Raw genomic sequence first — 4,373 nt, 5'->3', positions numbered from 1 at the left:
TTCGCGTGTCGTGCGAGAGAGACGGTTATGAAGAACAAGATTCGCCTGCTGACAGTCGCCGTCATCGGCCTTGTGACACTCGCGAACTGCCCTCCGGCGTCGGCCGCCGTCGCTCCTCGGCTTCTTCTCGAACAGGACTTCCCGGACCCCGATGTCATCAAGATCGGCTCCGGCTACTTCGCGTTTTCCACGCGTACCGGTGCGGTGAAGGTGCCCGTCGCCGGCGCTCCGGCACCGGAGGGCCCATGGCGTGTCATCGGTGATGCTCTCGCGTCCGTCCCGAAGTGGGCCAAAACCGACGGTGGATTTTGGGCACCTGACGTGACCCAGCTCCCGGACAGCACCTATCTGCTCTACTTCTCCGCGGCCACCGTCTCCAGTGGGAGAATGTGCATCGGCACCGCTTCCGCTGCCAAGGCCGAAGGTCCGTACACCCCTGTCGGCGACGCGCCCCTGGTCTGCGTGCCGGGCGACGGCGGTGACATCGACCCACAGACCTTTGTGGACGCCGACGGCACGCGATACCTGCTCTACAAGAGCGACGGCGCGGCCACGGGTCCGCCCGCGGCGATCTGGTCACAGAAGATGCTCCCTGACGGCCGGACACCGACCGGTCCGCGGATCGAACTCCTGCGCGCCGACCTCACTTCCGAGAAGGCGGTCGTCGAGGCTCCGTCGGTGGTGAAGACCCCCGGCCGCTATCTGCTCTTCTACTCGGCCGACACCTTTAAGAGTTCTGGCTATCACACGGGTTATGCCTCCGCCCCCGCGCTGAACGGGCCGTTCGTGAAGGCCGATGTCCCGTTCCTTTCGACCGATCTTCTCGGCGGCAAGGTCGACGCGCCCGGCGGGGCCGACGTGGTGGACGGGCACATCTTCTTCCACGGCTGGCTCGGTGGTGGTCGCACGGCGCGCGGCCTGTACGAATTTCCATTGAGCTTCCCGAACGACATTCCCCAGCTCGGCTGACCGGCCCTCAGCACAACGAAGGCCTGATGCAGGAGAGAGGTCCCGCACCAGGCCTTCGCCGGGGCACCCCGTCCGGGGTCCGGTCGCGCTAAGCGACCGGGACGGTCAGCCCACCAAGGAGGTCGTTCACCAGCGATGACAAGCTGATCAGCAGTCGTTGCAGCAACGCGTTGAGCAAAGCCGACACCGGCGGCAGCCCGGCCCGGGGTGCCCCGTTCGTCGCCAGTTCGTCGACGCCCTGTTTCGCGGTGGCGTTCTCCTGCTTCGCGGTGACAGCACTGTCCTTCGCCTCCGCCTGGATCGTGTACCGCTCACCCTGTGCCAATTCGGTGAGCACCGGGTCGAGCCTGCCGAGGGTGGCCTGCGTCCCCGACACGTCGCCGCTGTCCGCACCCGAGGCCAACGTGTCGCGCATCGTCTGCACTTCCGCGGCCACACTGGTGGTACTGGAGGACCCGTTACCACCGGGACCGCCCGCGGCGGCGACACCCGCACCCGCCAGCGTCACGGACGCCGCGGTGACGAGAATGGCCAATGCCCGCGTCAGTTGACTACTCATGTCGTACTCCTCTGGTTCCTGCTTCAACTCGAACCATGGTGAACCCTCTCCCCGAATAAGGCGACCGGACGCCGTTCCTTACTCAAGACCGCAATTTCGCACCGTGTACACTGGAAGTGGTTCCGGCGAAACAAACGTGAAGTTCGCGTGAAGCTCTTCGGCACCTGTGGGCATAGGTGAACACCCTGCGTGTCCAGAACACCCTATCGAGGTCGCGAGTTCCTCAGCATGGCTGACTTTTACTCACCTCTCAATACAAGAGGCCAGGCCCAGCCCACGCAACGTTCACCCCATCGGTGCCGTTTGGACAACAGCACACAGGGGTAACCATTCAAATTCGCCATCGATAAAAAGACACTCTTAAGAATGTCACGACTGTGCACCGCTTCTTATGCGGAGGCCAGTCGGCTAACGTCGAAGCCAGCTGGAAAGCCCACTCATGGCGCTGGGATCTGACACGAAAGCGTCAGCCGGGCGGAATTCAGCGGGAGGAGCGTCCCGGCACGAGCAGCGCCGGGACGCTCTTCCGCCGGCAGCGCCGGCCGACTCGAGCCCGGTTCGACAGCGTCTTGAGCCCTCGAACCCCAGTGCTCGGCACTCATTCATCGCAGGGCGGCAATGCCCTTCATGACGCCATTCGCGTCGACGATTCTTCTTGCCGTAAGGCCGGCACGAAACACCCCTTTCAACGGCGATCCTCAAACTCGCCGATGATGAGCGCGCGTATGACAGCATGACGCGCGCTGGTGAACATTGTTGACACACAAGGACAACAGCGCGAATCACGACCGTACCGCCGTTGGGTTGAATCACCCTGGAAGATCCACCTGACGAAGGTACCGAACGGGTGTGATGACTCGCCCCTCCTTTTGCTCATGTTAGATCCGGGTAATGTGCTTGAGCGGGCGGACTTCCGGCCCGGAGTCGATTCTCGTGACTCAATTTCCTGTCAGGTATCACCAGCTCGGAAAGGATCACAACAATCATGACTGAATTGCGCCGCCTGGCGCTCGCGGCAGCGGCCGTCATCCCGCTCTCCCTCGTCTCCGTCGGCATCGCGTCAGCCGACTCGTACGGCGGCCCCGGCACAGCCGGTTCCTCCGAGACGTCGGCGACCTACGCCGGTATCGGTGGCGCCGGGACGATCCACAGTAATTCGGGTTACGATCACCACGGAAATCGGTGGACGGAGGAGAACGCGGTTCTGGCCGGCCCCATGGGTGCCGCCGTGCTGCACCACGAGGAGTCCGACTGGAACACGAACCACGACTGGAACGTCGACGAGAAACCCGGCCGCCCGACCTATTCCCATGGGAAGCGTCCGGTCGCTCATACCGACAATGACGGTTCGTCGGCCACACGTCATCCCGCGACCACCCTCCCGGTCCGAGAGTCCCGCCCTGTCCGAGACCACCACCCTGTCCGGGACAACCACCACGTCATCTACGCCGAGTCCACCAAGACCGCGGACGAGGACGGTGCGACCTCGTCGCATGTCCTCAGCCACGCCGGCGACAATCACGCGGTGTACGAGGCCGACGATCTCTCGGCAGGTCCTGACGGAGCGGAATCCGAAGGTGTCAAGGCTGTCGCCAAGCCCGAGTACACCGGCTATCACAAGTGGTACACCGCGGCCGACGAAGACGGTGCCGTCACCCACGAAGTGAGCGCGATCGCCGCCGTGACCGATTGGGACGGAGACCACGACACGTACGACCGTCGATGAACAACTTGATCCACTAGAAACACCTGAAGGCCCCCTTCCTTGCTAGGCCCAAGGAAGGGGGCCTTCAGGTGTCTCGTGGCGGGGGCGCACCGGGTAGGCGGAAATCGTGGAAGTGGCCGGCTTCCCCGTGCGCGCAGCGGGGAAACCGGCCACGTAAGGTGGGCCGCGCGAAGATCGGACCACGACTCACCACCGACCCGGGACACCAGCCGGGGTCACTCTGCGTTTGCCCGTTCCCCGGCTCGAAAAACCACCTGGTCAGGCGGTTGACGGAGCCAACCCTTGTCACGACACGGAGTCCGGCAAGGTGACACCTGCCATGGCTCCCCCTTCGATCACCTCGTCGGCGAGGGACCACTCGAGTCGCACGGCATAGTGCTCGGCCAGGAGCCGAGCGTCCTCAAGGACGTTCTCCACCAGCGCCGCGATGTCCTCGTCGCTGCGCTCGATGCCAAGGTTCGTCCCCCGAAGGCTCCATTCGGCACTCCACAAAGGACGGCCTTGAGTCTTGTTCTCGTCACTGCGCAACTTGATTTCGATGACACGTTCGAGTTTCGGCGTCGCGCGCGGAACCGGCCGATGCGTGGCTCGCAGAGCAGCGAGTTCACGGGCGCGCCGCTGTTCTCCGGATTCACTCACACAAGTCACTGACCGGGGGTCAGAACCGCTCCGGCCGCCATCGCGGCCGTGACGAAGCCGATCTTCTTCAGCATGAATACCTCTCGAATCGAAATTGTCTCGGCGGGCGCAGGAACAACCGCGCCTCCGTGCCGCGAAGGAAGCGTACAGAGCTGGATCCATCTATTCGCCGCCCTTCGCATCATTGGGTGGCGCTGAACCGCTGCTGACCGAGGTTTTTGTAGTCCTGAAGGGGTATTTCACCGAAGACCATCGAATAGCCGGATGGAAACGGTTTGGCTGACTCATTCGCAGCTCAGGGAACAATGCCGTCCCGGACGGATGACTCGAGTCGCGACGACGGTGACCCTCTGGGCAGAATTGTTTCAAGTCGCTGTTCGGGGCGGCGAAGCGGTGAGGCCAGGCGGCCCGGGCCGTGCCGGGAGCCTGGTCTCATCCACGTTACGCCGCAAAGGAAAGCCGGCTTCTACCGCAGAAAAC

Annotated in this window: 4 protein-coding genes; 2 read left to right on the top strand and 2 right to left on the bottom strand. The window is 63.6% G+C overall.

The genetic code is table 11. The features are described 5' to 3' along the window. The first annotated feature begins 27 nt into the window (after window positions 1-27). Entirely contained in the window at window positions 28-969 is a 942-nt protein-coding gene (locus AB0M65_RS40330; protein ID WP_364040775.1) for a glycoside hydrolase family 43 protein, read from the top strand. Between the two features lie 88 nt (window positions 970-1,057). Here the strand turns inward: AB0M65_RS40330 and AB0M65_RS40325 are convergent, their stop codons facing one another. Then, the gene (locus tag AB0M65_RS40325; protein WP_364040773.1) at window positions 1,058-1,528 is read right to left on the bottom strand and encodes a hypothetical protein; all 471 of its coding nucleotides are present in this window, start codon (window positions 1,526-1,528) and stop codon (window positions 1,058-1,060) included. A 985-nt stretch (window positions 1,529-2,513) separates the two neighbouring features. On the opposite strand from AB0M65_RS40325, the gene AB0M65_RS40320 reads away from it, so the two are divergent. Then, window positions 2,514-3,254: a hypothetical protein gene (locus AB0M65_RS40320; RefSeq protein ID WP_364040771.1), complete on the top strand. Its 741-nt coding sequence runs from the start codon at window positions 2,514-2,516 to the stop codon at window positions 3,252-3,254. Between the two features lie 285 nt (window positions 3,255-3,539). On the opposite strand, the gene AB0M65_RS40315 is transcribed toward AB0M65_RS40320, so the two are convergent. Continuing rightward, window positions 3,540-3,893, bottom strand: coding sequence for a hypothetical protein (locus AB0M65_RS40315; protein ID WP_364040769.1), 354 nt, complete (start codon window positions 3,891-3,893; stop codon window positions 3,540-3,542). Between the last annotated feature and the right edge of the window lie 480 nt (window positions 3,894-4,373).

Source organism: Amycolatopsis sp. NPDC051071 (assembly GCF_040682875.1).
Lineage (GTDB): Bacteria > Actinomycetota > Actinomycetes > Mycobacteriales > Pseudonocardiaceae > Amycolatopsis.
Note: the sequence above shows the minus strand (reverse complement) of the source record. Positions and strands in the feature narration are given on the sequence as shown.